Genomic DNA, 24,769 nt, shown 5'->3' with positions numbered 1-24,769 from the left:
TGGCTATCGCACTACTCGGCAAACATGCGCACATTTGGCGTCAATCGCATGATTCCGGCGGCACTTAATTCTCAAAAATGGGCCCCAATTGAGAACTGAACATTTTTCAGAACAAATTACTTTGACACACACAGTAATTGGTGGTATATTATGTTCATCAAATTACTATGTCTGACAAAGTAGTTGAGAGGAGGTCAATTTGGTGAAACCAGAAATTTCCAAGGATACGATTCGGGGGCACACGACAACCATTGTGCTCAATATTTTGAACCAGGGTGACAGTTACGGCTATGCGATTGCGAAGACCATCAAGCAGTTGAGCCATGGCGCGTACGTCATCAACGAAGCAACACTCTACACCGTTTTTCGGCGGTTAGAGAAAAATGGGGATATTCGCAGCTATTGGGGCAATGAAACGCAGGGTGGTCGGCGCAAGTATTACCAGATTACGACGCAGGGCCAACAGACACTGCAACACAATATCGATGAATGGAATTTTGCAAAGCAAGTGATTGATGAATTGATTTTAGGGAGGATTGAGGCCGATGTCAGCCAAGATTGAACAACTCGTCGCAATGCGATTGAATACTTATTTTAAGCACCAACCAGACACTGCCGCATTGGCAGAATTAAAAACGGAACTATCAGCTGATTTGAACGAAGCGGCAAATGATAAAGCAGCTAGTGGACTTGAACCAGAAGAGGCGGTCGCCGGAGCGTTTAGTGACTTCGGTGATATTAATGCCTTGATCAAACAGATCAACGAAGAGAATGGGACTGCTGAACACGTCCACGGACATCAAGTCATCGTGGATGACAACGGCATTGAAATTGACGATGGTAAGACGCTCAAAATCAATGCGGACGGCCTCTCAATTAATAACGGCACCATCAAAGCGGATGCTAATGGGTTGAAGGTGGGCAATTGGATTCTGGATGAACACGGTCTTCAAAACCAGGCCGAGACAGATTTTGACGATGAACGACGCTCGCAACAACGTGGGCAGTCGCAACAACAGGAACAGTCACAGCGACCAGGTGAAACGTCCCAGCCCGAAACCGATGCTGATCAGGAGCAGTCAACCACGGACGATGCCGCGACTGACGAGTCGAATCAGCACGTCACCGCGAACCTGGACGACGTCTATCGTGAACGGCATCCATTGGTCAATGAGCAACGTGTGTCACTGACTGGATTGGCACACATCGCCATCAATTATCGCGCAGCGACGGTCAAAGTCTTGCCAACGCGTGAAGCGGGGGATGACGTGATTATTCGTGACTACATGAATTATAATAACCCGGCTTATTACAGTCAGGTCACGACGTTTGAGGACCGACTTGAAATCGTGCAAGGCAAGGTGCCGTTTTTGATTCCATTACGGGTCCACGTCCAAATCCTGATTCCAGCGTCATATGCAGGTCAACTGACACTGAGCGACCGCTCCGGCAACGTCATTATGGGCAATCTCCAGCACTTGTCTGAGTTACAACTCCAAGTTGTCAGTGGTAGTGCCCGGCTGGTGGCGGTTGGTATGACGACTTTCACCAGCGAGGTGACATCAGGAAGCTTGACGATGGCTGATGTTCAGGTTGCTGAACAATTAGTGTTGAACGTTAAAAGCGGTCGGGCGCGGCTACTTGACGTCGCTGCTGGGAATTACAACGTCCGTGTGACTAGTGGTAGCGTTAGCGGCCAGCAAGTCCGTGGTGGCGGTCAATGGACGGCCAAATCGGGGAGCATCAAGCTTGCCTTGGCCGCTATTAACGGGGATACCACGCTTGCGGCACATAGTGGATCGATCAAGGTTTCGACACCCACAGATGCCAGCTACCGTTATGAATTAGAGTCCCAAAGTGGTCGAGTCACCGCGCCGCACTTTGCCCAAGTGGATCACCATGCGGATGGTTACCAGGCGGGTCGGGTCGGTACCACGGCCACTTATCTGATTAGTGGTCGCGCACGGTCAGGGTCGATTAGTTTAAGATAATCAGTTCGGTCATCGTTAACAATTAATCAATTAATTACTAAACGTGCAGGTGAGTCCAAGTCAAGGACTGACCTGCACGTTTTTTGGTTGCAGATTAGCAATCAATAAATGATGTGATGAGTCTCACGAGATTGTGCGATAAATCAGGCCGAATAATCGGTTTTACTTTGACATGAATTCACCAGATGCAGCCCGAGAACGCTCACCAGTGGCTATCGCGAGCATAATTTTGTTAATACAATCATCGATAATGTTGACGTGTCAAAATTTGTGAAAGATTGTAATAGGCAGAAGCGGACTAAACGGCTTATAATAAGAACCAGTAAATGACAGGAATCGGGGGGTTGTCAATGGGAATCAGTCAGCAGCAATTAATTCAACGGTTAGTGCCGCGCCTAGTCCGTTTCCGGCAAACCAATTTTTATCGTATCATTCAGCGCACCCTGATGTTGATTTTTCCATTTATCTTAATTGGGACGTTCAGCCAGATTATTCAGCTGACGGTTCTGACTAAGTCGGGTTTTATTGCCAGTATTTTTCACTTGTCTAAGTGGGTGCCGTATTATCGTTACTTACACTATCCCTTTGATAGTTTGACGACGCTCACGCTGAATGGGGTGGCTGTCGTAGCGGCGTTTGGGGCGGCCAAGTATCATGCCAAGTTGCATCAGCGCGATGACCAGTTAGCTGGGTTGACCGCGGCGATTGCCTTGCTAATCATTGCCTATCAATATACGAATCAGAATCAAGTTGGTCTCTTTAATACGTTGCTGATTGGGACGAATGGCCTGACGGGCGCACTGCTGGTTGGTGGTCTGACCGGCTTGTGTTTTAAATGGTTCAGTAAACCCGTGCCCGAACAAGCCAGTCCGCACACGGCCGATATATTGACCCGGACGTTTGGCTCGTTGTTACCGATGGCCCTGATCTTAGTGCTAGCGGTGGGGCTTAGTTTGGCCCTGAATTGGTTGATGATTTTGACCTATTCGATGGACAGCTAGTCGGCGTTTCAAAAGTACGCGATGACGAGTCACAGCCTCTGGATGACGTTTGCCTTAGCCGCGTTAGCGCTTTTACTTGAAATTCTGGGATTAGCGGGGCCCTATCAAGAACGGTTGGTGACCAATAGTTCGACGATGACTGCGAACCTGAATTATGCCCTGACGCACCATTCGGCTTATCATGTCCCGTATCCGTACACGGCAAACACGCTCTATCACGCGTTTGGCACGTTCGGTGGGACGGGGATGTTGCTCGCACTGCTGATTGCAATTTATATCGGCAGCGATAATCATAATTATCACGTCGTCGCGCGGTGGAGCTTGTTGCCGTCACTCTTCAATAGCAACGGTCCGTTACTGACTGGGTTACCAGTCCTATATAATCCAATTTATCTGATTCCATTTATTCTGGCGCCACTGGTCAATATGGGCACCGCAGCCATCGCGATTGCGTTGCATTGGATTCCACCGGTCGTGTACCCAGTACCGATTGGGACTCCGGGGCCGTTGATTGCTTTTATCGGGACAAACGGAAACGTGGTGGCGCTTGGGTTAGGGCTAATCAACTTAGCGTTATCAGTCGCGATTTATTTGCCATTCATGCGGTTAGCGGAAGCCATTGTGCGCGCTGCTCAGCAGTCGGTGGGAGGCGATTCAAATGCGTAATCAACCAAATTGGCGTCGACGGCGTAGTCTGCTAGTTTTAATACTGGGCTTGATTTTCCTCGGCTGCCTAGTTGGCCCGTCTTATCATTGGACCCGCGCCAATGTGGCCGCGATGACTGGCCGTCATGACTCGCAAATGTCACCGATCATCATGATTCCCGGGAGTAGTGCCACTCAAAATCGGTTTGATACCCTGGTCAAACAGCTCAATAAGGCGGATCATCGCCGGCATAGTTTGATCAAATTGACCGTCAACACGGATGACAGTATCAAAATGACGGGAACGTTGCGGGCGCGGGACAATGAGCCAATTATTGTCGTCGGCTTTCAAAATAATCGGGACGGCTATGACAATATCAAAAAACAGGCGCGTTGGTTCTCGCTGGCGTTTAAAAAGTTGGCCGCCAAATATCAATTTAATAATTTCAAAGCCATCGGTCATTCGAATGGTGGGCTGATTTATACGTATTACTTCGAGCATTATTTTAATCGGGATGATATTACGGTCAAGCGCATCATGACGATTGGCTCGCCGTATAACTTTTCTGAAGCAAATCTGAATCATAAGACTCAGATGCTGGCGGATTTCATCAAATATCGGGACCGACTACCGAAGTCTGCCACGATGTATTCGGTGGCTGGGACTGAAAATTACGATTCGGACGGCCTAGTCCCCGCGCGCAGTGTAGAAGCGGGCAAGTACGTTTATCAGGGCCAGGTCAAACACTTCACTGAAATCACGGTCACGGGGAATAATGCCCAACACTCAGATCTGCCTCAAAACGCGCAAATCGTGACCTTGATTCGGACTTATATGCTCGATAAAAATAAACCGACGAACAAGGGACTGATCTCGGCAAATCCGACGCCATAATTTATCAGAAGCCAACCGCTCAGCCTGTCAGCAGATCAGATTGGTTGGCAGCGTGCCAGCGTTTCTTTAGCCGGATGATTAAAGCTGATGACGGTGATTGTTGGTGATTCGCGGCAGCTGACTGGTCAGCGAAAACAGCACGTCAATTGGTGATGATGACAAGAAATTGATAGTGACCATCAGAATTGTGGTAAAATTTGGACATGGAGGTGGTCAGCATGTCCACACAAACACCAGTACATCGTAATCGCGTTCTGACGCTGATTCGGTCTTATTATCCGAATCTCAGTGTTACTGACCGCAAGATTGCGGATTATATTATTGCCGACCCAGTCAAAACGGCGGCGCAGTCGATTTCAGATCTAGCCGCGGCAGTTGGCGTGTCGACAGCGACCGTTTCACGGTTCGTTAAACGTATTAGTTTTAGCAGTTTTCGCGATTTTTCACGTGAGTTAACGGCCGCGGAACCCATCGAACAGACGAATGCCGAAGCCTTTCAAGATGTTGAAAAGCAAACGACTTTTAAGGGCATTGCTGAATCGACTTTCAATAGTATTCGGAGCTCTCTGGATCAGACCAGTCAGGTGATGACGGAGGCCGACTTAAAACAGGCGGTCGAATTATTGTTAAATGCGCGCTCAATTGGGTTTTACGGCCTCGGAGGCTCGGCGGTCGCAGCCTTAGATGGCTACCACAAATTCGTCCGCACGGGCATTCCATGTGCGCATAATAGCGACTATGATATGCAACTGATGCAGGCGGCCCAGATGAATGCTCAGGACGTCGCTGTTGTGATTTCACACACTGGACGCAACCAGCAGACGCTACAAGTGTTATCGACCTTAAACTCGCAAGGAGTGCCGGTGATTGCCCTAACTAGCTTCGGCAATTCACCATTGGCAAAAAATAGCACGGTCGCCTTTATCTCGGTGGCCGAAGAAATTAATTATCGTTCAGAAGGACTGACCTCGTTGATTGCGCAAATGAGCATTATCGACAGTCTCTTTTTGATGACGGCTGTTCACGGGAATATCGAAATGGCTGAAAGTCTTGGCCGGGTTCGCGAGGCCATTAGTCAGACGCGAACAGAGCTTTAATGCTGTAGGCAAAGGATTGATGAGATGACAAAGCGGCAACATTATCGACCAGTATATGCACGAACGCGGTGGGCGCGCTGGCGTCACCGACTTGGCTGGCTGTTAATTCTAGTCCTGCTCCTCGGTAGTATTTGGGGTGGGTTGATGTGGTTACGCTGGCGGAGTGCGTCCGTCGTCGAAGGCTTCAATATTCGAGGCGTCGCCGTTTCGCAAAATGACGGCTACTTGGACTTTGCAGCCTTGCAAAATGACGGCCTGAAGTTTGTCTATATGCATGCGACTCAAGGCGCGAGCTATACAGATGACAACTTTTCCAGCAACTATGAACGCATTATCGGGACCAGTCTCGGCGTGGGCGTTGTCCATACGTTTAGTTTCTCGTCGTCCGCGTCAGCCCAAGCTGCCTATTTTGAGAAGACGGTCGGCGACAGCATCGGCAATTTACCGATTGCGATTCAAGTCAATTATTATGGCAATTATACGGATAAAACGATTGCGGTGCGGCAAGCGCGACAAAAATTACGCGCACTCGTGACCAAGCTGACGCAGGATTATGACCGCAAGTGTGTGATCTGGTCGACGCCAGAATTAATGAAACAAGTCGTGAAGCCGGCGATTAAGCAGAGCCCGTTGTGGCTGGATACGACGAACACCCATCATCGGTCCAAACGTGTGCTGTTCATGCACTATTCTGACCGCGCCGTTTATCAGCAAAATGGAACGCGCCAAGAGTTTAGTGGCTTGATTTTTAACGGTAATTCGGCACAGTATAATCAAGTCGTTGCGGAGAGTTTGAATTAGTAAGCTTGACTTGGCGGCGGATGCTTAAATGCGTGTTACGCAGTAGGACTAGAATTGTACGGTTCAAATAGTGGTTTCCTAATCTAGTGGTGCACCTGTAAGTTAGTGGCCAGCGTTCAAATTAATTAATGACGGGTATTTCAATTATCAGCGTGCATTTAAATTGGTACGTAGTATTTAATTGCCGGATTTAAACCAGTACCAAGTGCTGGCACTAGTGGTGAACGTGCAAACTAGCAATAAATCTTTACACTAATTAAGCACCGCCGAATCAAAAAATAAGTCCCAAGACCATCAGATGATGAGCTTGGGACTTATTTTAAAGCAGCTGATGAACCAGTAGCTGCGTGGGTTTAATCAGTTAAGCGTTTGGCTTGGTGCGGTGATAAAATCACGTAACTGCGGTCGTCGGCTTCGTCGAATAGGGCGACGGGCCGCTGCTCGCTCGCTTTAACTTCAAGGTGAAACCCGTACTGATCGAGTAAAATCAGTTCACTTGATGAGATGGATTCAACCGTTGCGGGCATGGCGCGACCGTCGATGCGAATCATCATGTTGGGGTCAATTTCGAGCGTGTGATCCCGGTGATGAGCCTCGTCGCGGTACGTCCAGGTGCCAGCATAGAACACGGCTAGATCACCATCAGCAATCTGGCTGGGGTGACGTTTGCGGACCAATGTGCTGGAGAGTCCTGCTAATAATGATAAACCAAATAAAATTGCGCCTCGTCGCTTCACCGGATCAACCTTCTTTCGGATAAGTCTATGGTTAAAATATACCACTAAAATACGGTCTCCGTCACGTAATAAGTGGCTTCTTATCAAAGGCTTTATTCACTTGTTACTTGCGGGTAATGAACGTAACAATTCGTTAACTTGGGTGACGGGGGTTAGTACTTTTTTTGAATTAATTTGGGTTCTGATTGGAATTTACTGGGTGAGTGTGTTAATCTATATAATGTGATTGGCATTTATGTGAAGTTTTAAAGTATCATTTAATTGTGTTACCGTAAATTCTTTATAGGTGTTAATAACATTTGTTTTGTTACTTTAATTTTTTATATCCTAGGAGGATTTAGTTCATGAAAAATGGTACTGTAAAATGGTTCAATGCTGATAAGGGTTATGGATTTATCACTGGTGAAGATGGCAACGATGTATTCGTTCACTTCTCAGCTATCCAAACTGACGGTTTCAAGACCTTAGAAGAAGGCCAAAAAGTTACTTTTGATGAAGAATCAAGCGATCGTGGCCCACAAGCTGCTAACGTTGTTCCTCAATAAGCTTAGCTTTTAAAAGAGCTGCCCGCGTGGCGGCTCTTTTTTTCGGCCAAAATTGGGGCGTGATAATATCGTACGACAATTTTTTGGGGGGAGCACCTCGGTTTTTAGTCTCGATCGCCAGCTTACCTTGAGTCGCCCTGTTCGCCCTGTTCGCCATTTCGTCAAGTGCAGTTTCTGTCAACCATCATCAGACTGCGTGCCGGATTAGAGCTCCTAAAGCCGGGAATCTGGTGGAAGTTTGACGTCTGACTGCGACTCGGTTTATCGGCCAATTTGCTCTGAAAAACCAATTATCACGCTAAAAGTCCTCCTGACCAATCATTGCCGCCCAACTCAGCGCTGAAAACTGTTAAAATAGAGTTATGAGTAAGCACCGCTAATTTGGGGCGCCATTGAGAGGAGTACAATCAATGTTAAAATTTGGAATTATTGGGACGAATTGGATTACCCAGCAGTTTGTGGATGCTGCGGTTGAATCTGGAGAATGGCAGTTAACGACCGTTTATTCACGTCACGCCGACACTGCGCAGGCCTTTGCCGACAAAAATCATGCGGCAGAAACGTTTACGGATCTGGATGAGTTCTTCAGTCAGGGCAGTTTTGATACGGTGTACATTGCCTCGCCGAACAGTCTGCATTTTGCCCAAGCTAAGCAGGCCATCGCTTATGGCAAGCACGTCATTGTTGAAAAGCCAGCCGTGACGAATCAGCGGGAGTTCGAGCAATTAGACGCCGTGTTAGCTGCGCACCCCGATGTGCGGTTGTTTGAAGCGGCGCGGCAGATTCATGAAGTTAATTTCAAACGGGTCAAGGAACAAATCTCAAAACTGGCCATGGTTCAAGGCGCGACGTTGACGTACATGAAGTACTCGTCTCGCTACGATGCCGTGCTGGCTGGCGAAGAGCCCAATATTTTCTCATTGAACTATGCGGGTGGGGCACTGCAAGATTTGGGCGTTTACTTGGCCTATGATGCTGTCGGCTGGTTCGGGATGCCAGAAGAAGTCGCTTACTATCCGACGTTGACACGGACCGGGGTGGACGGCAAAGGGGTCGCCATCTTACGTTACGCGGATTTCACGGTCACCTTGAATGTCGGCAAGACTAGCAACTCGTTTTTGCCTTCTGAAATCAACGGTGCCCGTGATGCTATCGTGATGGATAATCCGGCCGAATTGGGTCAGGTGACTTATCAGGATAATGACGGGAACGCGCACAATATTGGCGTGGCGCCCGATGATAATCCAATGTTGGCGGAGGCGCGTGACTTTGCGGCTGTGATCAATGACCCAGCAAAATATCAAGCAGACTACTTGGCTTGGCGACAACTCAGTCGCAATGTGAATAAACTATTATTTAATTTACGGCAATCGGCTCACTTGACGTTTACGGGTGAGACTCCGGCTACCGATGAATAGAAATGAGGCACTATGTTAGACGTATTTAAAACCAAATTTGCGGCGGCTGGTTTCACCGAATTGTCGCCGATTCAGACTGCGGTCGCTGAACCACTGGCAGCGGGACAGTCAGTATTAGGACTCGCACCGACCGGCTCTGGGAAGACGTTGGCGTTCACTTGGCCAATGCTTGAAAAATTACGAGTTGGCGAGGGCACGCAAGCGTTGATTTTGGCACCTTCGCAAGAATTAGCCATGCAAACGACCAACGTGGTTCGCGAGTGGGGTCAGCTGATCGACGCCAAGGTGCTCGCCATCACTGGTGGCGCCAACGTCAAGCGGCAGATGGAAAAGCTCAAGAAGCACCCGGAAGTGATCGTTGGGACGCCTGGGCGAATCACTAATTTGATTGCGGACGGCAAAATCAAATTGGGCCATTTGAAAATGATGATCGTCGATGAAGCGGATGAGCTGTTGACGGATGAGACTTTAGATCAGATTCGTGAAATCTTAGACGCGACGTTTGCTGAAACCCTGCAGTTGGGCTTCTTCTCCGCGACTGAGACCAAGATTTTAGATGAACTTCCACGCTGGTTCGGCCAGCACGTTGAAAAAATCGACGTGCGCGCCATCGACCAGACACAGGGTGTGGTGCGCCACCGCACAATGCAAGTCGGTAACCGCCACCGCGTTGATTTATTAAAGCGAATCAGTCGGGTCGACCACATGCGGGCGCTAGTCTTCTTCAATAAGATGCAGGAATTACAACACGTTGCCCTAGAATTGCGCCACCAACACGTTAGTTACGTTGCGTTGACCAGTAATCAGCGCCAGGTTGAACGTGAAAAAGCCCTGCGCCTATTTCGGCAGGGCAAGGTGGGCTTGTTACTGACGACTGACTTGGCTGCCCGGGGCCTCGATGTGCCCGAGTTGCCCGCAGTCATTAACTATCAGTTGCCAAAAGATGTGACGACCTATATTCACCGGAGTGGTCGGACTGGTCGGATGGGTGCGGATGGCCTTGTGCTGACCTTTGGTGATGATCATGATATTCGTGATTTCAAGAAATTGATGGCCACTACCGACTATGAAATCAAGCCAGGCTATTTGGTCGATTATCATATCGTGGATACCAAACCAGACAAGGTGGTCCCACCATTAACGTTTGACCACCCAGAGAAGGCTGGTGAGGCGACTAACGGCCGTCATCGCGTGACGAGTGTTGGTCACCCAGACAAGGTCAATCGCGTGCAGGCGACTCAGGAGCGTCATATCCCGACACCGCCTAAAAAGAAGAAGGGTCACAACAAGCATTCCAAGAAAAAGGGCATGCGCAAGAAAAATCGTGACCGCTTTAGCAATCAGTAATTGCCAAAAATCACAATCCGTGAGATGATATTTTACGGATTGTTAATGGCCTTATAGCACAACTGGATAGGGCACCCGCCTCCTAAGCGGTTGATCCCGGTTCGAGTCCGGGTAAGGTCAATTGAATGAACGTTTCATAATCTGCGTGAAGACACTCATACTTTGATGATGAGTGTCTTTTGTTAAGCCATACAATCCCCTAATTAGTTGTAATCGACTAGCGTTTTTAGCGATTTCATTGGCTGTATTTGATTTTATACAACTGTTAAGGACTATTAATTGCTAAAGCGTTTTAAAGATGAGATAATTTTTCTTGTCACAAGGGGGATTGTGTAGTGGATTTTTTTCATAGTACTTCAAAAGAGAATGCGGATAAAATATTAGCTCAGAAACGTATTAATCCAACTCAGTATGATTTTCCATATTTTATGGATAAGCTATTAGATAACATTGATACTTATGATTCGTATGCCGATTTTCCTAATCGATGGCTGGGTATCCCGGAAATGCCGTGGTTAGGCAGTGGTGTATATTGTTTTAAATTTTTGGATGAAGCACAAGCGTATACCCCCAACTCTACTGTTATTAAAATTGATGTCTACACACCAGTTAACGAGTTCGATTTTGATTCACCAGAGGATCTGATGATGATTGCAAATTACTTTCAAAATAACTTTGAAGAAGATTTACGGAATAAGTTTTTCGATGATGAGGTAATAGATGCATACTTATTGGTGGGGACTTTTCTTCTGAACTTTATCATGGACGGTATGGGAAATAGTTCCAAGGCACAGTGCGTATGTCTTTCTCTAATTCTTTTTATTCTGGTTAAGATTCGGAAAAAGCCATTTAAGCCGGATATCGTTAGTTATAAGTTCAAATTAGACGATATTGTTGGTAAGTGCTACACAATTCGAAAAATGGAAAAAATAAAGGGGCTCGCTGGTGTGTGATAACAAAAGTATGCTATTATGTAGCTATGGAGGGAGCGCGTATGAGGCAGAATATTCTTGATGAAACTTCACGTGTTTTAAAGCAAAAATATTTGAACAATAGGCAAGCCCTTGAAAAGAAAGCAGATGTCCTTCGGCAAAAGAATGATGAAATGTTTTCTCAGTTTATGGCAACACAAGCTGCTCGATTATTAACTAATAAGTTATTGCAGCGGCAACAACAAGAAATTCAGACTAGTAATCCAGAACCATATATTGATTTCGATATTTCCTTAGAAACCGATGAGGATACCAAAAATCTCTCTTTAAAGGTCGAAATTAATGAGCCATCATTTTCAGAGGATGATTGTTACTCGGATTTGCCTGATTCCGATATGTCGATTTTGAGAGGCAATGGTGCCTCTCTTTTTTATTCAAAATAATTTTACAACGAGGTACTTACAATGAGCGAGCCAATTATTGATTTTAAGGGATATAAGATACAGAATCTACAAATGGTCAGAGACAAAGTAAAAGCTGACCAGATGGATAAGAATGTTCAAATACAAAGTAAGTCTGCGCTCACTTCTGATAAAAAGAAGGCAAAAGTTATTCTAAATATTCAGGTTCGAAAGTCAACACTAGTGATTGACTTAGAATTGGAAGGATATTTTGAAGTTTCAAATGAGTTGGATAACAGTAAAATTGCAACAGCTTTGGCTGTGAACGGAGTGGCAATACTTTTTCCGTATGCCCGGAGCGTTATTTCAATGGTGTCAACTTTAGATTCATCAGAAGTAATCGTTTTACCAACAATTAATACATTGGATGGAGAATGAATTCGGGTTTGCTAACAGTAACAATTCTTTTTGTACAAAAGGGGCGTACATAGCAGGGGTCATCCAACTAGGCTTATAGTGCGCATAGCGGTATGAATAATTGGTAGGCCAGTAGCTTTGCACCTGTATGGCGCTCTGAGGAAGTACCATTATTTAGTTGGCTAAAAACATCAGCGCGTTAACCATCGCGTACTGGTGCTTTTTTACGTCCCATTCGGATATTCAATGAACGCGAGGTCCGATTGTAAAATAACAAATAATTCCCGCACCTAAATTTGATGCGGGAATTATTGTTTAGTCAAAGTCGACGTAGTCTTTCGTGACGGTGTATGATGCAAAATCTTTGTCAGTAGAGAACTTAAACTTCACTTTTTCATTTTTATTCCAATTTTCAGTGTTAACGTATTGCGTATCAGTCGTGACGTTGGACTTATCCTTTAATTTGACTACTGCAGAAAAGTTTTTAATATTAGCTCCTGTGGTATTTTCGACGGTTGCACTGTATTCAATCCATCCAGAACCATCATCAGTTTTGTCATTAAACTTGATTGATTTGATCAGACTGTCTACAGCTGCATTTCGCGTTGTGTTTTTGTTGGCTGCATTGCCGGATTGCCGAAGCTCTACGAGATAAGAATTATATTTTGAATCGACTTTCAAATGGTACTTGTTGTCAATTTTCACCAGAATCGCATTGCGAGCGTCATACGCCTTATTCCATTTAGTTGAAAAATCGGAGTCGTTATAAGATTTAAGCGCCTTTTTTTGATTCTTCAAACTATTGATGTAAGCAATGGCGTTTTCTTGTAGGAACGTACTTTTGAACTTTTTGGAAGAATAGCTGGAAATTTGTTTGAGCTCAGCATTGATAAACGACTTATAATCCGATTGATTGATATCCTGGTCACCAACTTCATCCGTTAATTTCCAACGTGCTTCGAGTCCTTGTTCCAAGCTGGTGATGAAATCCTTGTCGTAATACTTGGTTTTACTGGTTTTGTTCGAGCAGCCGACCAGTGTGATTGACAGCAGCAGTGCAAGTAATAGTCCGGTTACTTTACGCCAATGAATATGTGTTGTCATAATGAATCCTCCAATTAATAATAAGACTTCAGTGTATTGTTTTCGACGTGATGGATCGATCTAGTAGCTCAAATCCAACGGGTTGAGAAACCCGTTAATTAAAACTAGTCTTCGTCGTCGTCACCAATCGATTATGAGTAAATGTGAATGACACCGACGCTCCAGATTTCCCCTTGATACTGGTATAGTTAATAATTTGCGCGCTCAAGACACCCGAACCCGAGATTGATTCAGCGTTAGGCGTCCCCAGTTTTGCCTCCACTGAACTCAGCGTGTCGCCTTCCTTGATGCCATTGAGCGTGGCCGTTGTGAGTTTGTCATTCGGCGTTAGTGAAGCATTGCTATAGCCCTTGGCAACTGCTTTACCACCATAAAAACTGGCAGTCACAGTTGCACCGCTCAATGATTGATCAACATTGGTCCAGGTATATTGGGTCGCTTCTTTATCGAGCCCGCTAATACTGGTCTTAGTACTCTGGTCTGGCTTGCCAAACATTTCCTTGACTTTGGTCTCAGTCGTTGCGGTGCCGTTGTTGGGAAGCGCAACTTGGATTTGCTTGTAGTTCGCAAGTGAAATGCCAGTCGTCGTTTTAGCGCTTGACGACGACCGTTTGTTAGTAGACGTTTTGGAACTGGTGGATGCTTTAGAACTGGATGATGATGAACTGCTAGTGCTGCCGCAAGCAGTTAGTGTTAGCCCTGCCAAGAGTACTGCAGTGAGCGTGGTGATTTTCTTCATGGTGATTCCTCCAAAATAATTACACCTTTTTATGACTTGAGATTGTTGGTCAATAGCTGAAATGCGGGTTATTTCAAGTAGAAAAGGGCACGCTGATGACAAAGTGGACATACAGCGTATACCTGTCTGCGATGAAGCGTGAGAATGGTGTTCAAAATATTTGTTGGCACAAAACTGATCTGACAGGCTTTGAGTCATGGCAGAGTAAGCGCTACCAACAATGGTAGTGACCCACCACAAGCATGTCCGCGAGACAGACCCCCGATTGTAAAATCTCGCAAGTGTGATGGGCGACTGCTGTATAAACAAATTATAGACGTGAAATAAATATCGTTATAATAACTATACCGTATAACGATGCCAATATTCAGCATATTTCATGTATTTTAAAATCAACAAGCCAGTTAATAAGCGAGTGTTGTCAAATATGTATACTGTGTCGATATGCTGCCTGAGTGCGTCTAGCGGATTTGTCTGTCCAATAATTGCCATGACGCTGTAGCATAGCAGGGCGCTGTATCGCATGGTCAATACACGCGCCACGGCTGAATAATCAGACAATCATTATTACACTGCAGTTAATCTCGTCACTGCATATCCAAGCTATACCATTTCATACCACAGCCACAAAAAAGCACCCACCAACCAGCAGCAATCACCAGTCAACAAGCGCCTCAAAGTACACATGATCCACAAAAAATGGCCCCATCTCCCGACTAACCGAGCAAGATGGGGCCGAATAATTAACGAATCACAATCACATTACAAGGGGCATGGTCGACCACGTAGCTCGTCGTTGAGCCGACGGACACGCGGTTGGGGGAGTCGGCGCCAGTCGCACCGAGTACGATCAAGTCAATCTCCGGGTGCTGCTTGGCATAATCCTCAATGGTGTGCTTAGGAATGCCATAACTGATTTCAGTCTTCAGGTTAGGCGCCGATGTGGTGGCGACGAATTGCTGCCGTTTGCGCATGGCGTCCTTGGCGTGGGCCGCTTCGGAGTCCAGTAGTTCAGCTAGAACTGGGTCGAGTGCCGGGGTGTGATAGGCGCTGTCATCAACGACATAGAGCGCTGTTAAGTTGGCTTGGTGTCGCTGGGCGATATTCACAGCTTCGGTAAACGCCGCTTGGGCAGCATCAGAAGTATCAACGGGAACTAAAATATTGGTATAACGGCTTGGCATCTTAACCACCTCCACTTATCTTTATGTTCATTATAATGGATAAGTGGTCGGCAAGAAAATTAAACGCACCTAGTGGGCAAGCGCGCCCAACAGGCGTATATTAAAAGCAATGAATTTCTTTGGGGGGATCGGGTATGTTCAAGCAAGTTCAACACGCGCTATTGCGGTTTGAGCGGGTCGTCGAGCGGCAGCGGTATTGGCGCGCGCTCCGAGATACGCTGACATTACTGTTTCCGTTCGTCCTGATTGGGGCGTACGTCAGTTTTTTGAATCAAGCTATTTTTCAGCGCAATGGTTTTTTAAACCGCATTTATTATTTGAGTCACTGGGTGCCAGGCTTTAAACACCTGACGACCTATACCACGATGCTCAACCTGAGTATTAACGGCATTATTGCGATTATTGGGGCGTTCGCCGCTGCAAACTTTGTAGCGCGTTCAGCGCAGCGTGATAATTTGCTGGCGGGATTGACCGCGGCGATTAGTTTCATGATGCTTAATATTAATTACAATTATTTTAGTAATCATGGGCAAGCTACGGGCAGTCGCTTTTTAGAAAATAACCTAGGGACGCAAGGCATTTTTTTGGCATTATTGGTCGGCTTGATCACCGGCTGGTTGTTTAGCCATCTCGCGCGTCGACCACACGTCCATCAACAGTTAGAGGATCAGACCCACTTGTTAAAACGCGCTCGTCAGAGTTGGGTGCCGATGGTCAGTGCGTTATTGCTGTTTAGTCTCATTGGTTATGGTATCAGTTTTGTCAGCAAGGGCGGCCTAAACGGGTTGTTCTACGCCGTCTTTACGTTGCCGTTCAGCAATCCAGGTGCATCTGTATTGGCAATTATCGGTGTCGGGTCGCTCAGCAATTTGTACTGGTTGATTGGCATTATGGGACCGGTCGATTTCAGCGGCAATAGCGCAACCAGCACGGTCCAGAACCTGGAATATGCGCTCCAACATGGTTCTGCCTGGGGCGCACCTAATCCGGTAACGTTGCACACTTTATTTGATGCTTTTGCCAATGTTGGCGGTCCCGGCATGACACTGGCATTGTTGATTGCGATTTTATGGCGGTCACACAACCGCAATTATCGAACCGTGGCGAAAACTAGCGCTTTACCCGTTTTGTTCAACATTAATCAGCCGTTACTCGTGGGCCTGCCAATCGCCTATAGTCCGATTCTGGCGATTCCATTTTTGTTGGCGCCGATTGCGAGTATGCTGGTGACGTGGGTCGCACTCAAACTACAGTGGATGCCGCCAGTCGTTTACCCGGTCAGCAAGACGATGCCCGGATTCTTAACGGGCTGGTTAGGAACCGGTGGCGATTGGCGCGCTTTACTGGTGAGCGTGCTCAACATCGCGATTGCCACGGCGATTTACTTGCCATTTGTCTTACTAGCGAACCACGTCGATGAGGGAGGCCAAGCGGATGCTTAAACGTAATTGGTGGTGCTGGCTACTCGGATTAGGCTTATTAGTGGCCGTCTGCTGGCCAGCCTATAACTGGAGTCAGGCCAATATTAAAACGTTGAAAAATACCGGTCGAACGCGGATGGCGCCAGTTATCATGGTGCCGGGATCGAGTGCCTCACAGAACCGGTTTGATAGTTTAATTACAGAATTAGGAAAAGAAACGCCGCAAAAACACAGCGTCTTGAAACTCACGGTGGAGACGGACGGGTCCATTAAGTATAGTGGCTCGATTGCCGCCAATGATAACGAGCCCTTTATCGTGATTGGCTTCGCGAATAATCGGGATGGCAAGGCGAACATTGACAAACAAGCGGTGTGGTTGAATACGGCCTTTAAAGCGTTGGTGAAAACTTATCATTTTAATCATTTCTATGCGCTGGGTCATTCCAATGGTGGTTTGATTTGGACGCTATTCTTGGAACGCTACTTGAAGGACAGCCCTAAGGTTCATATTGACCGGCTGATGACGATTGCGTCTCCGTATAACATGGAATCGACGAGCACGACAGCAAAAACGAGCATGTTCAAGGAGCTATACCAGTATCGTTCTGGATTGCCACGCAGCCTGACCGTCTACTCGATTGCCGGAACTGAAAACTATACTAGCGATGGCACGGTACCGTACAATAGTGTCAATTACGGCAAGTACATCTTCCAAGACCAGGTCAAGCATTTCACGGAGATTACTGTCACGGGTGCCAATACGGCCCATTCGGACTTACCGCAGAATAAACAAATCGTCAGCCTGATTCGACAATACCTGCTGGCAGAAAACTTGCCAAATAAGATCCGGCAACAAAATGCGCAGCGGGTGCAAAACTAGGTCGGCACGCACATGGAGTGGAAAACTAGGGCAACATCTGCAATACCAGCAGTATCTGCATACCTGCAATGCTTGCAATGCCACACAGTACAGGTGTATGGTCCGCAGACACGCGATTCAAATAGCGAGTAATACTGCGCGTTGGTTTGGGTCGACACATGAATAAATCAGCTACAAAACGAAGCAAGCACCGCCGCCGTTATCTTCAGTGAACGAGATAACGGCAGCAGTGCTTGTTTTATTTATCATTAATTTTGTATCGCAACATCAGTCTCATGGTGTCATACTAAGTCAGCAGTCAGCAGTCAGCAGTCAGCAGTCAGCAGTCAGCAGTCAGCAGTCAGCAGTCAGCAGTCAGCAATCCGTGCTCAGCGACGATGGCGAGCATGGTGGTGGCTGTGACGCCGCGGATGATGATGTCGAACGTGGCGTTTGACCCGAGTGATACGTGTGCCACGGACGCGGAGTGCTTGGGCATTGGTTGCCGGTGTCGCAACTAGTCCGCCACAAATTCCCAGAATGATCAGTGCTGGGAGGATTCGCTGTCGTTTCATAATCGATAACCCCTTTAACTAAAACACTTATTCAGTTTATAAGTATTCGGGTTAAAGGTCAAGCCGCCAAGTGTTATTGACTTTACAAAAGCTTAACACGAGATTAACCGAGAATTCACAAAAAGCCGGGAAATGTGATTGTAATTTGAACCGTTTTCCTTTAAGGTGAGAGTAATATATAAAAGGGAGTTTCGCATAATGAATATTGAAATTTTAAATTCCGCAATCCAAGACTTACATTTCCAAATCGTTTACGATCGTTCTGAAGAAGATGACACGCCAGGGCAAGGCCAATTCAGCTATACCGCTGCTAATCCAGACGTTAAGAAGACCTTTGGTGATGACGTCGTTCAGGCGCAATTACAAGTTACTTATAAGGAAGAAATGTTCGATTTAACCGCGACAGTATTTGCCATTGTTCGTTTGAGTGGTGAAATGGTCGGCATCATCGAACGTCAATCCGACAACAAGGCCATCGAAGACGATGAACAAGAAATGTTGAACAATCTGAATGGGGCCATCATCCCAGCATTGTCCGCTAAGGTCCGGGCCTACGCTGCCTTGCTCTCAACTGAAGCAAGCAACTTTGCCATCATGCCAGCCGACTTTGATGACAGTCAACCTAATGACGCTGAATAATAATGATCCAGTCTAGCTTGTCGAATTACTGACAAGCTTTTTTTATACCCTCATCAATACAGCCCGCCATCAAGAGCGCCATCCCGCCGCCGGAATCAGCCCTAGCTTGTGTAACCGCTAACAAAGACGCCACAAAGATGTTATAATGAAGTTGGTCAGAAATGACCGGGCAACGCGCGCGTTTAGTCGCGGGGTCAAAAGGTGTGATTGAAGGCTTCAGCAATCATTGTTTGCCGGTGAATTTGAAGCGGGGATGACCGTCGCTTGGCGGTCGACACACATAGGGGCATGGTAAATGAACACATAATTTGAGAAGAACCGGCGGACCAAACGGTGGTGACTAGATTACGTGGGTAATTTGGTGACCATTTTTTTATTATTCGCCATGGGATGCGCTTCCAAACGGTGCGACAGAAAATGAAAACTGTCGTGATGAAATTACTGCGATTTACAGAATGAAAGCGTATACTAGCGGTGAGAGGGGTGAGCGTCATGTTTAAACCAATGGCATCTATTTTTACAAACCATCAAATTGCTGGGCACTACCGGGCAATTGAACGGGCGCAAAAGTGCGTCGTTCCGTTTCACTTTGAGATTCAAGGCCAGGAGTACCCGAAGCCCAAACCGGAACGTAACTGGCTACGGCGGCTATCGGGGACCTCAAGTGAAAAGTACGCAATGGTCGAATTGACACCAACTAAGGTCGTCTTGTGGTCACCTGAGGGCCGTAATCTCGGTGAAATGCCGCTGAGTGAGGTTCGGCGTATTCAAATCGGGGCAATTCGGTGTCACGCGACCGCGGGTATGGATCCACGCCATGCATTTCGGGCGACTATTTTCGTTTTGACGGATGCGGGCAACTATTACTTTGCCAATTCCGATATGGAAGTGATCCCAGCCATCTGCAAATTCGCCCATGAGCATCATGTGCCCGTTGAAGATCCATTACGATTAATTCCATTATTAAAAGTTGGCTGGCGAGTCGCAGCTGTGACACTACACGAAACTTATGCGCAGTTGGTGGCTCATACGGGGTATCCGGCTGATAAGGTCTAGCTTGTAAGCAATCTTGATAGTCGTCGCTTGAACAACGAGTTTGGCACCTAGATTTAGCAATCAAATATTAATTAGTTGCAATTTTTATGCAAACAAAAAGCGGACAACCAGTCCGCTTTTTTGTTGATAAATTTTTAAACCAATCCCTGCGCGACCATCGCATCAGCCACTTGCGTAAAGCCGGCAATGTTAGCGCCACTGAGGTAGTCACCGCTAACGTCATAGGCGTCGGCAGCAGCAACCGAGTGAGCAAAGATGTCTTTCATGATTTGCTTCAACCGGTCGTCGACTTCTTCAAAAGTCCAGCTTAAACGCATGCTGTTTTGGCTCATTTCAAGTGCTGAGACGGCAACCCCACCGGCATTGGCAGCCTTAGCTGGGCCGTAAAGCACGTGGGCCGCTTTGTAGGCCGCGATGGCTTCAGGACGACTTGGCATGTTGGCCCCTTCAGCAACGGCTTTAACACCATTGGCAATTAACGTCTTAGCTTGGTCACCGTTAATTTCGTTTTGAGTGGCACAAGGCAGCGCGATGTCGTAGGCTAACTTGGCATCCCAAACGGAACCTTCGTGGTAGGTGGCAGTGTCGACACGGTCAGCGTATTCCTTGATGCGGCCGCGTTCAACTTCCTTGATTTGCTTAACGATTTTGAAGTCGATGCCGTTTTCATCAACGACGTAACCGTTCGAGTCGGAACAAGTGATGACTTTGCCGCCGAGTTGTTCAACTTTTTGAATCGCGTAGATGGCGACGTTACCAGCACCAGAGATGGCGACCCGTTGACCAGGGAATGACAGTTGGTTGGCTTGCAACATTTCATCGGTGTAGTAGGCCAAACCATAACCAGTGGCTTCGGTCCGGGCAAGTGAACCACCGTAGTTGAGGCCTTTGCCGGTTAATACGCCACGGTCAGCGCCCCGTAACCGTTTGTATTGGCCGTATAAGAAGCCGATTTCACGGCCACCGACACCAATATCACCAGCAGGAACGTCGGTATCAAGGCCGATGTACTTGCTGAGTTCGGTCATGAAGCTTTGGCAAAAGCGCATGATTTCGTTGTCGGACTTGCCCTTGGGATCGAAATCAGAACCACCTTTGCCACCGCCGATTGGGAGGCCAGTTAAGGCGTTCTTGAAGATTTGTTCGAAACCTAAGAACTTGACGATACTGAGGTTAACGGATGGATGCAAGCGCAAGCCACCCTTGTAAGGGCCAATCGCTGAGTTGAATTGGACCCGGAAGCCGCGGTTGACGCGTGCGTGGCCGGCATCATCGAGCCAAGGGACCCGGAACTGAATGATGCGTTCTGGTTCCGTCAGCCGTTCCAGGATATTTGCTTCAATATATTCTGGATGCTGTTCCAAGACGGGCGTGATCGTTTCGAAGAGGTTGCTGATGGCCTCTAAAAATTCGGTTTGGTTCGGATCACGGTGTTCAATAACTTGATAGACGTGTTGAATATAATCGGTTGCTTGACTCAATATGATCATCCTTCCTTGAATAAGTTAACTATATGCTTAATTCTACTGGTCACGTTCGGAAATTGCACGAGTTAAATCAACTAAATTTTTATGAATTTTTGGTGATTGTGTCAAAAATCGCGTCTTATCAGCGTTTGGACTTTGGTTCGGCGGACTAACAATAATTCGCGTTTTAATGCAAAATGGTGGGGTTGCGCGTATGCTAAAAGCAATCAAAAGTCGTGGTTCGCGGGGAGTTGCCAGCCACGATACGCGCAAGGGGGGGATTGCGATGAACAAGCGTCGTTGGTTATTAGTCGCCTTACCAATCTTACTGGGGTTGATTGGTCTAGGCGTGTGGGGTTCACAGCAGTTAGGTCGAGGAGCGCAACAGGAAACGCCGAAGACGATCAAAGTGCAGCAGGCCGCGTCGAAAATCAAACCGGCTACCAAAAAGAAACACGTCACTAAGCAGCAACCGAAACCAAAACCAGGCCAGTACACGGAAGCGCAGGCCATCAAACAAATCGATGCGCTGATTAAAAGCCATCATATTATGGGCACGTTATTATTAACCACCAATGGGCCGGCGGGAGTACGCGTTCGGACGTATGGGTATGCAGATGATGCGAACCAAGTCCGGAATTCCGCAAATGAGGTGTATCCATTAGCCTCCTTACAAAAGGCGGTCACGGGTGCCATTATTCAGAAATTGATCAATCAAGGCAAGTTGAGCATGACCACGCCACTTAGCCAATTTTATCCGAACATTCCGTATGCCAACCAAATCACGATGCGGCAATTATTAGATCACCGTTCCGGCATTCGTATGGCAGAACTGACACCGAAGACGATTTTACCGACGGAAACGGCGCGCCTGAATTATACGCTACAACATTTACGTTCGACCAATAATCACGCGTATTCTTACTCCAATGCGAATTTCACGTTACTGGCCGGCGTCATTCGTAAGGTGACACACAAGTCGTATCAGACGGCGCTCAAAAATGACATCATTCGGCCACTCGGATTAAAGCACACTTATGAATATAATGATATTCCAGGTAACGTCCTTAACCCGTTGTCCTATCGCTTGACGAACGGCAGTGGACAAGGCGGCATCATTTCCAAACCACTGCAATCCGCAGAACTCGGCTGTGGTAGTTTGTATATGAGTGTCGGCGACTACTACAAATTCATGTACGGCTTACAGAGTGGCCAACTGGTCGGTCAGGCCGGCTTACGCTCACTAGCGGATAACTTCCAGTACAAGTACTCCGCAGGGATCTACTATCAAGCGGGCCAGGTGATTCGGGTCGGTGGCAATGACAATAATTTCCACACGTATTATATGGGCTCCCGCAACGCCAAGGTCGCACTGGTGCTATTTGAAAATCAAGGCGTCTTCGGTGGCGATAACCAAGTTGCTTACAAGATTCGCGATATTTTGTTGAAGACGGTGCCATTTTAGAGTCGGGGCGGTTAGGTTGAGCGGAAGCTGGAGCTGAAGTGGCTTGGTGTGAGATGAATGTGGATTCTGGTGTCTGCTGGTTTCCGAGGTGCAGCCTGATTTTGTACTCAAGGATGTCCTAAGTGAAATTGAAGCTGGGGATTGTCTACACGACCAGAAAAAAACTTGATTTCTAGCGCTGGGCAGAGCATCACCGATGAGACCTACAGACAGGTTATCCGATCCACGTGTTAGCCACGATTTAAATTCGGTACCCAATTCAAAATAGGATTGCAGTAACAAACTACTCTAATGAAGCAAAACGACACACCCACTTGGCCTGTCAGTCACAACCACCATTGTGACGAGGCGCAGGCGGGTGTGTTTTAATTTGGACTCAGGGTGATAAATCAAGTCAACTGTGAGACGCAACCTGGCTTGCCAAGATACAGAGACAGTTCACTGAAGTAGGTAACCCGGCGCTCAAGTATCAAGCCAGTCTACTGAGTACATAAACTGGCACCCAAGTATAAAGTCAGCTCATTATGCCATCAGCCATCTAACTCCCAGCCAGCCCCGCTTAGCTAATACACGTCCAAATCAATTAACAATCACTAAACATTTCGGTGAAAAGATGGCGAATCCGGGTGACAAACGCTATCATGGGACTAGAAACTAAATGATGCAGGTGAAAGTTAATGACAAAACCAATTAAGGTAATGACGATTTTCGGGACGCGTCCAGAGGCAATCAAGATGGCGCCAATCGTCTTGCAGTTGCAGCAACAAGCGCAATTTGAACCAGTGACGGTGGTGACCGCTCAACACCGTGAGATGCTCGATCAAGTGCTGGCGATTTTTCACATCACACCCGACTATGATTTGAATATTATGCAGCCCAACCAAACGTTGGCGGGGATTACCAGTCGAGTGCTCACTAAATTAGATGCGATCATGGACACGGAGCAGCCGGATATTGTGCTGGTTCACGGCGATACGACCACAACTTTTGCGGCCAGTGTCAGCGCCTTTTATCACCAGATTCCAGTCGGACACGTTGAGGCTGGCTTGCGGACCTGGCAGAAGTATTCGCCGTATCCCGAAGAGATGAACCGCCAGTTGACGGATGTGCTCGCTGACATGTATTTTGCGCCAACGGAACTGAGTCGGCAGAACTTGCTGAAGGAACATCATCCAGACGCGGCTATTACGGTGACGGGGAATACGGCCATTGATGCCTTGCAGCAGACCGTTTCAGCCGATTACCAGCACGCGGCCCTCGACCTGATTCAGCCGGGACACCGGATGATTTTACTGACGATGCATCGTCGTGAGAACCAGGGTGCGCCGATGGAAGCCGTCTTTACTGCTATCAAACGGGTCGTGGCGACGCATCCAGATGTTGAAGTGGTCTACCCAGTTCATTTGAGCCCAGCCGTTCAAACGGTGGCGAAGCGCATCTTGGGTAACACCGCGCGCATTCACTTGATTGACCCGCTTGACGTGCTTGATTTCCATAACATGGCGGCGCGGAGTACCTTTATCATGACTGATTCGGGTGGGGTGCAAGAAGAGGCACCGTCGTTGAACAAACCCGTGCTGGTCTTGCGTGATACAACTGAGCGGCCGGAAGGTGTTGAAGCCGGAACCCTGAAGTTAGTCGGGACTGATGGTGAAAAAGTTGCCGCTGCGATGACGCAACTGTTGGATGATCAGGCTGAGTACCAGCGGATGGCGGATGCGGCTAACCCATATGGGGATGGCCACGCTGCCGAATATATTTTGCAGGCTATTACAAAAAAGATTGGGACACATTAATTTCGGTTGCAATTTTGTATAAACGGTGTAATATGTTGGGTGACATAGTGATAATAATTTTCACTTCTCCTGAAAAGATGTGAAATTAGTAGCGTAACCGGAACCGGATGCCGTGGGGGTGTCCGACCGGTTATTTTTTTGCGACGTGCAGCCAAATGTGGTCCAGGCACACGCAATCGCGTGGAAACGGTGCGTCATGATTGGACTAGCTGTACCAGGATTGGTCTAGCTTTCAAAC

25 protein-coding genes and 1 tRNA gene are annotated in these 24,769 nt (G+C 47.3%); 20 read left to right on the top strand and 6 right to left on the bottom strand.

Annotated elements, in window-relative coordinates:
* Nucleotides 1-202: 202 nt before the first annotated feature.
* The 7 genes from MZO40_RS13035 to MZO40_RS13005 all read left to right on the top strand — a co-directional run bounded on the left by MZO40_RS13035 (nucleotide 203) and on the right by MZO40_RS13005 (nucleotide 6,430).
* Nucleotides 203-562 carry a PadR family transcriptional regulator gene (locus MZO40_RS13035; RefSeq protein ID WP_050338904.1) on the top strand — a complete coding sequence of 120 codons (360 nt, stop codon included), beginning with the start codon at nucleotides 203-205 and terminating at the stop codon, nucleotides 560-562.
* Nucleotides 546-1,991, top strand: a complete 1,446-nt coding sequence (locus tag MZO40_RS13030) for a DUF4097 family beta strand repeat-containing protein (RefSeq protein WP_105962116.1) — start codon at nucleotides 546-548, stop codon at nucleotides 1,989-1,991. The genes MZO40_RS13035 and MZO40_RS13030 overlap by 17 nt, the downstream gene beginning before the upstream one ends.
* Nucleotides 1,992-2,341: 350 nt before the next feature.
* Nucleotides 2,342-2,992, top strand: coding sequence for a hypothetical protein (locus tag MZO40_RS13025; RefSeq protein WP_252133326.1), 651 nt, complete (start codon nucleotides 2,342-2,344; stop codon nucleotides 2,990-2,992).
* A gap of 21 nt (nucleotides 2,993-3,013) precedes the next feature.
* The gene (locus MZO40_RS13020; protein ID WP_252133325.1) at nucleotides 3,014-3,658 is read left to right on the top strand and encodes a PTS transporter subunit EIIC; all 645 of its coding nucleotides are present in this window, start codon (nucleotides 3,014-3,016) and stop codon (nucleotides 3,656-3,658) included.
* Nucleotides 3,651-4,532 (top strand): alpha/beta hydrolase, encoded by an 882-nt coding sequence (locus tag MZO40_RS13015; protein WP_050338901.1) that lies wholly within the window; start codon nucleotides 3,651-3,653, stop codon nucleotides 4,530-4,532. The genes MZO40_RS13020 and MZO40_RS13015 overlap by 8 nt, the downstream gene beginning before the upstream one ends.
* A 218-nt stretch (nucleotides 4,533-4,750) precedes the next feature.
* A complete protein-coding gene (locus MZO40_RS13010) occupies nucleotides 4,751-5,629 on the top strand; it encodes a MurR/RpiR family transcriptional regulator (protein ID WP_003638171.1) in 879 nt (292 codons plus the stop codon).
* A 24-nt stretch (nucleotides 5,630-5,653) separates the two neighbouring features.
* Nucleotides 5,654-6,430, top strand: coding sequence for a GH25 family lysozyme (locus MZO40_RS13005; RefSeq protein ID WP_050338899.1), 777 nt, complete (start codon nucleotides 5,654-5,656; stop codon nucleotides 6,428-6,430).
* A gap of 353 nt (nucleotides 6,431-6,783) precedes the next feature.
* Here MZO40_RS13005 and MZO40_RS13000 read toward each other — a convergent pair whose 3' ends face one another.
* Complete coding sequence (locus tag MZO40_RS13000) at nucleotides 6,784-7,167, bottom strand: DUF4828 domain-containing protein (RefSeq protein ID WP_252133324.1); 384 nt, start codon at nucleotides 7,165-7,167, stop codon at nucleotides 6,784-6,786.
* A 344-nt stretch (nucleotides 7,168-7,511) separates the two neighbouring features.
* Between MZO40_RS13000 and MZO40_RS12995 the strand changes: the two genes are divergently transcribed.
* The 7 genes from MZO40_RS12995 to MZO40_RS12965 all read left to right on the top strand — a co-directional run bounded on the left by MZO40_RS12995 (nucleotide 7,512) and on the right by MZO40_RS12965 (nucleotide 12,248).
* A complete protein-coding gene (locus MZO40_RS12995; protein ID WP_003638174.1) occupies nucleotides 7,512-7,712 on the top strand; it encodes a cold-shock protein in 201 nt (66 codons plus the stop codon).
* A gap of 410 nt (nucleotides 7,713-8,122) precedes the next feature.
* Complete coding sequence (locus MZO40_RS12990; protein ID WP_105962119.1) at nucleotides 8,123-9,130, top strand: Gfo/Idh/MocA family protein; 1,008 nt, start codon at nucleotides 8,123-8,125, stop codon at nucleotides 9,128-9,130.
* A 12-nt stretch (nucleotides 9,131-9,142) separates the two neighbouring features.
* Nucleotides 9,143-10,477, top strand: a complete 1,335-nt coding sequence (locus MZO40_RS12985) for a DEAD/DEAH box helicase (RefSeq protein ID WP_003638176.1) — start codon at nucleotides 9,143-9,145, stop codon at nucleotides 10,475-10,477.
* A gap of 47 nt (nucleotides 10,478-10,524) precedes the next feature.
* Nucleotides 10,525-10,597 (top strand) — tRNA-Arg (locus tag MZO40_RS12980).
* Between the two features lie 215 nt (nucleotides 10,598-10,812).
* On the top strand, nucleotides 10,813-11,430 hold the full coding sequence (locus tag MZO40_RS12975; protein WP_252133323.1) for a hypothetical protein: 618 nt from the start codon (nucleotides 10,813-10,815) through the stop codon (nucleotides 11,428-11,430).
* Between the two features lie 41 nt (nucleotides 11,431-11,471).
* Nucleotides 11,472-11,852: a hypothetical protein gene (locus MZO40_RS12970; protein ID WP_105921485.1), complete on the top strand. Its 381-nt coding sequence runs from the start codon at nucleotides 11,472-11,474 to the stop codon at nucleotides 11,850-11,852.
* 21 nt (nucleotides 11,853-11,873) lie between these two features.
* Nucleotides 11,874-12,248 carry a protein-export chaperone SecB gene (locus MZO40_RS12965; protein ID WP_003638181.1) on the top strand — a complete coding sequence of 125 codons (375 nt, stop codon included), beginning with the start codon at nucleotides 11,874-11,876 and terminating at the stop codon, nucleotides 12,246-12,248.
* A 294-nt stretch (nucleotides 12,249-12,542) separates the two neighbouring features.
* Here the strand turns inward: MZO40_RS12965 and MZO40_RS12960 are convergent, their stop codons facing one another.
* The 3 genes from MZO40_RS12960 to MZO40_RS12950 all read right to left on the bottom strand — a co-directional run bounded on the left by MZO40_RS12960 (nucleotide 12,543) and on the right by MZO40_RS12950 (nucleotide 15,254).
* Nucleotides 12,543-13,331, bottom strand: a complete 789-nt coding sequence (locus MZO40_RS12960; protein WP_105962120.1) for an FxLYD domain-containing protein — start codon at nucleotides 13,329-13,331, stop codon at nucleotides 12,543-12,545.
* A gap of 94 nt (nucleotides 13,332-13,425) precedes the next feature.
* Nucleotides 13,426-14,070: a DUF3862 domain-containing protein gene (locus MZO40_RS12955; protein ID WP_181186604.1), complete on the bottom strand. Its 645-nt coding sequence runs from the start codon at nucleotides 14,068-14,070 to the stop codon at nucleotides 13,426-13,428.
* A gap of 743 nt (nucleotides 14,071-14,813) precedes the next feature.
* Nucleotides 14,814-15,254, bottom strand: a complete 441-nt coding sequence (locus tag MZO40_RS12950) for a universal stress protein (RefSeq protein ID WP_088769830.1) — start codon at nucleotides 15,252-15,254, stop codon at nucleotides 14,814-14,816.
* A gap of 134 nt (nucleotides 15,255-15,388) precedes the next feature.
* Between MZO40_RS12950 and MZO40_RS12945 the strand changes: the two genes are divergently transcribed.
* Together MZO40_RS12945 and MZO40_RS12940 are read left to right on the top strand one after the other, a co-directional pair.
* A complete protein-coding gene (locus MZO40_RS12945; protein WP_050338891.1) occupies nucleotides 15,389-16,696 on the top strand; it encodes a PTS transporter subunit EIIC in 1,308 nt (435 codons plus the stop codon).
* Nucleotides 16,689-17,555 (top strand): alpha/beta hydrolase, encoded by an 867-nt coding sequence (locus tag MZO40_RS12940; RefSeq protein ID WP_105962122.1) that lies wholly within the window; start codon nucleotides 16,689-16,691, stop codon nucleotides 17,553-17,555. Before MZO40_RS12945 ends, MZO40_RS12940 begins: the two co-directional genes overlap by 8 nt.
* Before the next feature lie 368 nt (nucleotides 17,556-17,923).
* Here MZO40_RS12940 and MZO40_RS12935 read toward each other — a convergent pair whose 3' ends face one another.
* Nucleotides 17,924-18,109, bottom strand: a complete 186-nt coding sequence (locus MZO40_RS12935; protein ID WP_082230254.1) for a hypothetical protein — start codon at nucleotides 18,107-18,109, stop codon at nucleotides 17,924-17,926.
* Nucleotides 18,110-18,307: 198 nt separating this feature from the next.
* On the opposite strand from MZO40_RS12935, the gene MZO40_RS12930 reads away from it, so the two are divergent.
* Entirely contained in the window at nucleotides 18,308-18,748 is a 441-nt protein-coding gene (locus tag MZO40_RS12930) for a hypothetical protein (RefSeq protein ID WP_003638191.1), read from the top strand.
* Nucleotides 18,749-19,240: 492 nt separating this feature from the next.
* A complete protein-coding gene (locus tag MZO40_RS12925) occupies nucleotides 19,241-19,804 on the top strand; it encodes a hypothetical protein (RefSeq protein WP_003638192.1) in 564 nt (187 codons plus the stop codon).
* Between the two features lie 134 nt (nucleotides 19,805-19,938).
* Here the strand turns inward: MZO40_RS12925 and gdhA are convergent, their stop codons facing one another.
* Entirely contained in the window at nucleotides 19,939-21,294 is a 1,356-nt protein-coding gene (gdhA, locus tag MZO40_RS12920) for an NADP-specific glutamate dehydrogenase (RefSeq protein ID WP_252133322.1), read from the bottom strand.
* A gap of 262 nt (nucleotides 21,295-21,556) precedes the next feature.
* Between gdhA and MZO40_RS12915 the strand changes: the two genes are divergently transcribed.
* Nucleotides 21,557-22,735: a serine hydrolase gene (locus MZO40_RS12915; protein ID WP_105921487.1), complete on the top strand. Its 1,179-nt coding sequence runs from the start codon at nucleotides 21,557-21,559 to the stop codon at nucleotides 22,733-22,735.
* A 677-nt stretch (nucleotides 22,736-23,412) separates the two neighbouring features.
* Nucleotides 23,413-24,531 (top strand): non-hydrolyzing UDP-N-acetylglucosamine 2-epimerase, encoded by a 1,119-nt coding sequence (gene wecB, locus MZO40_RS12910; RefSeq protein ID WP_105962124.1) that lies wholly within the window; start codon nucleotides 23,413-23,415, stop codon nucleotides 24,529-24,531.
* Nucleotides 24,532-24,769: the final 238 nt, after the last annotated feature.

It is taken from the genome of Lactiplantibacillus sp. B652 (assembly GCF_023806745.1).
Lineage (GTDB): Bacteria > Bacillota > Bacilli > Lactobacillales > Lactobacillaceae > Lactiplantibacillus > Lactiplantibacillus pentosus.
This window is presented reverse-complemented; position numbering and strand designations above follow the sequence as displayed.

Coding starts and splice junctions, on each gene's coding strand:
- MZO40_RS12990 (WP_105962119.1), top strand. CDS start 8,123: ATGTTAAAATTTGGAATTATTGGGACGAATTGGATTACCCAGCAGTTT.
- MZO40_RS13005 (WP_050338899.1), top strand. CDS start 5,654: ATGACAAAGCGGCAACATTATCGACCAGTATATGCACGAACGCGGTGG.
- MZO40_RS12915 (WP_105921487.1), top strand. CDS start 21,557: ATGAACAAGCGTCGTTGGTTATTAGTCGCCTTACCAATCTTACTGGGG.
- MZO40_RS12970 (WP_105921485.1), top strand. CDS start 11,472: ATGAGGCAGAATATTCTTGATGAAACTTCACGTGTTTTAAAGCAAAAA.
- gdhA (WP_252133322.1), bottom strand. CDS start 21,294: ATGATCATATTGAGTCAAGCAACCGATTATATTCAACACGTCTATCAA.
- wecB (WP_105962124.1), top strand. CDS start 23,413: ATGACAAAACCAATTAAGGTAATGACGATTTTCGGGACGCGTCCAGAG.
- MZO40_RS12950 (WP_088769830.1), bottom strand. CDS start 15,254: ATGCCAAGCCGTTATACCAATATTTTAGTTCCCGTTGATACTTCTGAT.
- MZO40_RS13015 (WP_050338901.1), top strand. CDS start 3,651: ATGCGTAATCAACCAAATTGGCGTCGACGGCGTAGTCTGCTAGTTTTA.
- MZO40_RS13025 (WP_252133326.1), top strand. CDS start 2,342: ATGGGAATCAGTCAGCAGCAATTAATTCAACGGTTAGTGCCGCGCCTA.
- MZO40_RS12940 (WP_105962122.1), top strand. CDS start 16,689: ATGCTTAAACGTAATTGGTGGTGCTGGCTACTCGGATTAGGCTTATTA.
- MZO40_RS12985 (WP_003638176.1), top strand. CDS start 9,143: ATGTTAGACGTATTTAAAACCAAATTTGCGGCGGCTGGTTTCACCGAA.
- MZO40_RS13030 (WP_105962116.1), top strand. CDS start 546: ATGTCAGCCAAGATTGAACAACTCGTCGCAATGCGATTGAATACTTAT.
- MZO40_RS12995 (WP_003638174.1), top strand. CDS start 7,512: ATGAAAAATGGTACTGTAAAATGGTTCAATGCTGATAAGGGTTATGGA.
- MZO40_RS12935 (WP_082230254.1), bottom strand. CDS start 18,109: ATGAAACGACAGCGAATCCTCCCAGCACTGATCATTCTGGGAATTTGT.
- MZO40_RS12925 (WP_003638192.1), top strand. CDS start 19,241: ATGTTTAAACCAATGGCATCTATTTTTACAAACCATCAAATTGCTGGG.
- MZO40_RS13020 (WP_252133325.1), top strand. CDS start 3,014: ATGACGAGTCACAGCCTCTGGATGACGTTTGCCTTAGCCGCGTTAGCG.
- MZO40_RS12955 (WP_181186604.1), bottom strand. CDS start 14,070: ATGAAGAAAATCACCACGCTCACTGCAGTACTCTTGGCAGGGCTAACA.
- MZO40_RS13010 (WP_003638171.1), top strand. CDS start 4,751: ATGTCCACACAAACACCAGTACATCGTAATCGCGTTCTGACGCTGATT.
- MZO40_RS12960 (WP_105962120.1), bottom strand. CDS start 13,331: ATGACAACACATATTCATTGGCGTAAAGTAACCGGACTATTACTTGCA.
- MZO40_RS12930 (WP_003638191.1), top strand. CDS start 18,308: ATGAATATTGAAATTTTAAATTCCGCAATCCAAGACTTACATTTCCAA.
- MZO40_RS12965 (WP_003638181.1), top strand. CDS start 11,874: ATGAGCGAGCCAATTATTGATTTTAAGGGATATAAGATACAGAATCTA.
- MZO40_RS12945 (WP_050338891.1), top strand. CDS start 15,389: ATGTTCAAGCAAGTTCAACACGCGCTATTGCGGTTTGAGCGGGTCGTC.